Origin of the sequence: Microcoleus sp. BM001215392 (assembly GCF_036700185.1) — a bacterium.
Taxonomy (GTDB): Bacteria; Cyanobacteriota; Cyanobacteriia; order Cyanobacteriales; family Microcoleaceae; genus Microcoleus.
Map to the genome: position 1 here is coordinate 1 of NZ_JAUBOJ010000438.1, position 5,764 is coordinate 5,764.

The 5,764-nt window shown below is 42.2% G+C and carries 4 protein-coding genes; 2 read left to right on the forward strand and 2 right to left on the reverse strand.

What is annotated here, in order from left to right; translation table 11 throughout:
• Nucleotides 1–93: 93 nt before the first annotated feature.
• Both QT974_RS30050 and QT974_RS30055 read right to left on the reverse strand, forming a co-directional pair.
• Nucleotides 94–1,230: an adenylate/guanylate cyclase domain-containing protein gene (locus tag QT974_RS30050; protein ID WP_333472042.1), complete on the reverse strand. Its 1,137-nt coding sequence runs from the start codon at nt 1,228–1,230 to the stop codon at nt 94–96.
• Nucleotides 1,231–1,266: 36 nt separating this feature from the next.
• Nucleotides 1,267–4,341, reverse strand: coding sequence for a response regulator (locus QT974_RS30055; RefSeq protein ID WP_333472043.1), 3,075 nt, complete (start codon nt 4,339–4,341; stop codon nt 1,267–1,269).
• A 310-nt stretch (nt 4,342–4,651) separates the two neighbouring features.
• Here QT974_RS30055 and QT974_RS30060 point away from each other — a divergent pair, with 310 nt between their 5' ends.
• Together QT974_RS30060 and QT974_RS30065 are read left to right on the forward strand one after the other, a co-directional pair.
• Complete coding sequence (locus QT974_RS30060) at nt 4,652–4,789, forward strand: hypothetical protein (protein ID WP_333472044.1); 138 nt, start codon at nt 4,652–4,654, stop codon at nt 4,787–4,789.
• A gap of 507 nt (nt 4,790–5,296) precedes the next feature.
• Complete coding sequence (locus QT974_RS30065) at nt 5,297–5,449, forward strand: hypothetical protein (RefSeq protein WP_333472045.1); 153 nt, start codon at nt 5,297–5,299, stop codon at nt 5,447–5,449.
• Nucleotides 5,450–5,764: the final 315 nt, after the last annotated feature.

Consider the following 5,764-nt stretch of genomic DNA (forward strand, 5'->3'; position numbering starts at 1 on the left):
AACTGTCAACTGTCAACTGTCAACTGTCAACTGTCAACTGTCAACTGTCAACTGACAACAGTCAACTGTCAACTGTCAACTGTCAACTGTCAACTAACTTTTTTTAGCTTTTAGCCAATAAACGATCGTATCTCCTTTACCTTTAACCGGAATTGCGCCCCGTTCCTCAAATAAATACCGATCTTTTAATTGTTCGTAAACAGCCGCAGTAACTTGAATAGATCCCGATAACCCCTGTGATTCCATCCGAGAAGCAACATTAACAGTATCCCCCCACAAGTCATAGATAAATTTTTTAGTGCCAATTACGCCAGCAACTACTGGGCCTGTATGAATCCCAATCCGAATTTGAAACGGTTCGCCTGTGTCCATTTTAAAATCTGCGATCGCCTCCTGCATATCCAAAGCCATATTTGCGATCGCTTCTGCATGATCCGCCATCGCCACAGGTAACCCACCCACTACCATATAAGCATCTCCAATTGTTTTAATTTTCTCCAAATTGTGTTTTTCAGTTAGTTCGTCAAACTTGGAAAAAATTTTATTGAGAAAATCCACCAATTCTAGTGGTGAAATTCTCGCAGCAAGAGACGTAAAATCGACAAGATCCGCAAACAGGACGGTTGCTGACTCAAACCTCTCAGCAGGATAACTCTCACCTTTTTTTAAATTTTCAACAATCGCTGCTGGTAATATATTTAGCAATAAATCATCCGACTTTTTTTGAGCCACACGTAAAGCTAGCTCAACCAACCGCCGCTCTTGAATTTCATTTTGCAAACGTTCTACCAGTTGTTCTAATTGCTTCGTTTGCTCTTGAAGTAGCTTTTGCTGACTTTGAATTGTTAACTGATTTGCCACTCGCGCCAATACTTCTTTACCTTGAAAAGGTTTAGTAATATAGTCAACTGCTCCCACATCAAACGCTTTCACCTTATCTAAAACGTCATCTAACGCGCTTAAAAAAATCACCGGAATGCAACTGGTTTCTGGTGAAGCTTTCAACTGCGCGCACAGCTCATATCCATTCATCTCTGGCATCATCACGTCCAGCAGAATTAGATTCGGCGGAAACTCCTGCACCGTCGCCAGAGCCCTTTTACCGTTCAGCGCTTTACGAACCTGATAGCCTTGCTCAGTTAGGATGGTAGATAAAAGCCGCACGTTATCTGGCGTATCATCAACTATGAGAATGATGGCGGAACTTGTCGGAGACTGATTGCTGTTCATGCGATCGCTAACGGTATTTTTTCAACATCCAACATATTAAGACTGACGCGCCCTAACCGCAGATTTCGCTAGGTCTATAATATCATCAAATAAGAAGTCATGTGCTAAATCACTTAAAACTTGTGCAGCAGTCGCCAATTCTGTAGGCATTTCTTCTATCAATCGCATGATTTTATCATCGTAGCATTCGTGAGCAGCTTTATGGATTTTCTCCACCCAATCAATAGGCATTTGAGACAGTTGTGCTTCTACAAATTCAAGATTGCCATAAATTCCATTAATTGCGCTTGTATTTTCGAGGTTGATAGCAGCAGGTTCCTCGTAAATATAGCGGACTCCTAAATATTTCTCTATGATAGAGAATAGAATTTTTGCTTCAAAGGGTTTACGAAGAAAATCGTCGCACCCTGCGGCTAAAATAGTTTTGCGTTCCTCTTCAAAAGCGCTAGCAGTGAGAGCCACAATCACCGTTTCTTTCCCGAGAGGATGAGATTTAATTTGTCGCGTAGCTTCATAGCCATTCATCACAGGCATCTGCATATCCATCCAAATTAGGTGCGGTTGCCACTCCTCCCATACAGCAATCGCTTCTTCACCATTTCTAGCTTCTCGCACCACGATGCCTAGCGGTGATAATAATCTTTCTATTACTAGACAGTTATCAGCGCGATCGTCTACCACCAAAATCCGGTATTCTGGTTGATTGGGTGCTAAACCAATCACTTTTTTCTGCGGTTTAAGCATTTCAATCTCGGTAGGCTCCGCCAGCCTGAGTTGAATATCAAATGAAAACGTACTTCCCACATCAGGCGTACTAGAAACCGCAATATCGCCTCCCATCATTTGTACAAATTTGCGACTGATTGGTAAACCTAGTCCTGTTCCCTGTTGCGATTTATAACCTGCTTTTGTTTGCTCGAATGGTGCAAATAACTTATCCATTTCTTCTGAGGCAATACCCTGCCCAGTATCTTGAATTTCAAAATTAAGGCGTAGAGATACGGGGCTAATAGAATCGGTACCTACACAGTCAAAATATTTGGGTGGCGAGGTTTCGGAGTTTATTTTAGCAGTTTTTGTTTCTGTATCCGCAAACTCTGCCGTTTGGCTCACCGGATTTTCTTCTACCTTGTTTTTGAGTCGCAACATAATCCTACCCCTCTCTGTGAACTTAATTGCATTTCCCACAATATTAATCAAAATCTGGTGCAATTTACCCTCATCTCCATTCACAAAGTGCGGTACACTCTCAGCCACTTCAAAACTTAGCTGCAACCTCTTAGATTTAGCTTTCAATCGGAACATCTCTTCTAAGGTTTCTAGCAGGCGCCTTAAATTAAAACTACTTTCGTTAAGCTGACTTCTACCTGCTTCAATTTTAGACATTTCCAAAATGTCATTAATCAGGGACAGCAAATGTTCCCCAGCGCGATTAATAATTTCTAGGTGTTGCTGGTGCTCATTTTTTAGAGATGAATCGCGCACCATTACTTGACTAAATCCCAGAATTGCATTCAAAGGAGTACGCAATTCGTGGCTCATAGAAGAAAGGAATTCACTTTTGGCGAGGTTAGCAGCATCAGCAACCACGACAGCTTTTTGCAGTGCTGCTTCTGCTAACTTGCGCTCGCTAATTTCTGTTTGGGCTTGTTCAAATAGAGTGCATTGCTGGATGGCAATTGCTAGCTGCACGGAAATTTGCTTGAGAGATTCTATCTCAGAAGAGTTCCAATGTCTTTGACTGCCGCAGTGATGGGCAATTAGCAAGCCCCATAAATTTTCCCCTTGCACAATGGGAACCACAAGGTTAGCTTTGATTTGAAACTGAGTTAGTAAATTAATGTGGCACTCTGAAATACCAGCGGTGTAAATATTGTCGATCGCGCGAATGTGTCCCTGTGCATAAATAGACACGTAGCCTTCACGAAAACAATTGTCATTAATGTCAATCCCCAAAATCGGCATCACACCTGTTGCCACCGATTCGACTGCTACAAATCCACTCCAATCTGGGTTAAAGCGGTAAATAACTGTCCTGTCAGTTGACAAAAACTGGCGGACTTCTTCCACAGCCGTTCTCATAACTTCTTCGAGATTGAGAGAAGACCGAATCCGCTCTTGAATGGCATCTACAAGCCGCTCCCTTTTTAGTTGCTGCTGTAAAGCTGCCTCTGCCTGTTTGCGAGCCGTAATATCTACTGCATAGCCTACACACTCCACAGGTAAGCCAGCAGCATCTTTGACCAACTTAAACTCAACATATATCCAGCGATAACTACCGTCTTTGTGCCTGAGGCGGTATTCCGCGAAAGTCGATTCTGTTTCCAATATCCGCTCGGATAAAGTAGCAATAATCTCTCGGTCTTCTGGATGAATGAGCCTCCGCCAATTAACGGAACCATCAAGCAATTCTTGGGCTTCCCAACCAATCAGTGAAACAACATTATCGCTGACAAATGTTACATCATAATTTTCCCATAATTTGCAGCTAAAAATAACCGCAGGAGTAGTCGCCAGCAAATATTGCAGTCGTTCGGTAACTGAGATCAATTTTAACTCGATCACCTTGCGATCGCGAGCTTCCATTTCTAAGCAAGTGTTGGTTTCTCTCAACTGTGCAGTACGCTCTTGCACTTTAATTTCTAAATCTTCATAGGCACACCGGAGAGCTAATTCTGCATCTTGACGAACGGCAATTTCCCGCTCCAACTTGAGATTAATTACTTCTAATTCTTGAGGAGTTTTTAATGATAAAAACTGTGGTAGTAGCGTTACCATCGATCCGGCCGTGTAGCAGGAAACAAGTGCCGTAATTGCTTTTTCAATCCCCGACAGCCAATAAGCGGGATGCCACAGCGTCCAAATTTCTAGCAAGTGACCGGTACCGCAGAGAATAATAAACGCACCAAATAAAGCAAATATTCCTAAAAAAGGAACATCGCGTCGCTTGAAAACAAAATAAATCAACATCGCCGGAATTGAATAGTAGGCGATCGCGATTAAAAAGTCGCCGGTTATGTGCAGCCACACCAAAGGTGTTTGCCACAAATAGCAGTGACCGTGCGGCATATACTGAGTTGGAGAAAAGATATCTTTGACTGTTTGCCACATAATGTTTAGTTGCCGATGGGAGCAAGTTGAATGCTCTTCTTGTTATTATGGAGTGGGGGGTGCAGCGGATGAGTGCAAGCAAATATGTTTGTATGGGCTATAGCATGACCGTAGTCAATATGGGATTATAACTAATAACTTATATGCGGTCATGCTATAGCCCTCTTCAAAAACCAGATGCACCCGGAGTGAGATTTTATAGCCAGCCTCATCTTTTGGTGGGACTGGCTTTCAGTTGACAGTTGACAGTTGACAGTTGACAGTTGACCTGTGGTAGCGAACTCTACGCAGAAGGAAGAGGATGCGAGTAATGAATAGTCTTCTTTTAACTTCTACGCCAAAGGGTTCCGGCTTTCAACCAATTCTTTCTGGTAAGACTCCACCGCACAATTTGATTTACAAAAACTTGACTATCCCAATTTTACAGCTTTACCAAAACTTTTTCTGAGCAAGTGGCTTGTTGGTGAGGTTTTAATTTCTAGGGAATTTGAATCACCAACTCAGTAGCCCTCCCAACCTCCCAAGTACAGCGCAAATAACCATCATGGGCTTGCATAATCTGATAATAAATTGCTCAACCCAGCTCGTAGCACAACCGATAGGTTTCGGGAGCATCCCATTATCAGCAATGCGAACTTGCACCCACTTGCCATTAACTAAAAGCGTGCGGATACGAACACTTAGCAGTTTGCAATGGGTAGATTGTCAGCGGTCATTGAAATTATTCTCAAATAACCTTTGTACGATTTTTCATGCGAACCCATCTTTTGTAAAGGATCGATAGCATTGCCAAAATATTCATAAATACTTGGTTGAGTTGTCCCGCGTATAATTCCAACTGTGGCAGATTTTCATACTGTTTCATCACTTAGACGGACGGTTTGGCTGTTATTTCGATCTGTGCTGCAAAATCATTAAAGTGCGATCGCTCTCTTGATTGATATTGAGCTTTTTCATGTCGGCTTGGTCTAAGTGGGAGAAGGTGCGTCAAGATTTAACGATATCTTTAACGCCCTATGCTCCAATTTTAATCGAAGCCAAAAAATTTGGCAAGTGTTCTCAAATAAAATCGATCGCGCCTGGGGACAGCCAAGATTTTTGGGATTAGATCCACTAGCACTGCTATTCTAGGTAGCTTCATCAGCGCCGTAATGCCTTCACTCCACCTTCAGAAACCTCAACTTTTACCCTCGGCTTTTACTTAATTTTAGTAAATCCTGAAGCTATTATTTATATTTTAATACCGTATGTTAACGGATAAATGTTTACAAAAAACATAATTTATAACTTTAAAAATCGCTGATTGTGGGTAATTCTCCTGTGTGACGTGCTGGTGCGTGCAGAATTTGGGCTTTAGGAAAACCAGAGGGGTGCATCTGGTTTTGGAAGCCTGAAGAAGCATGACCGCATATAAGTTATTAGT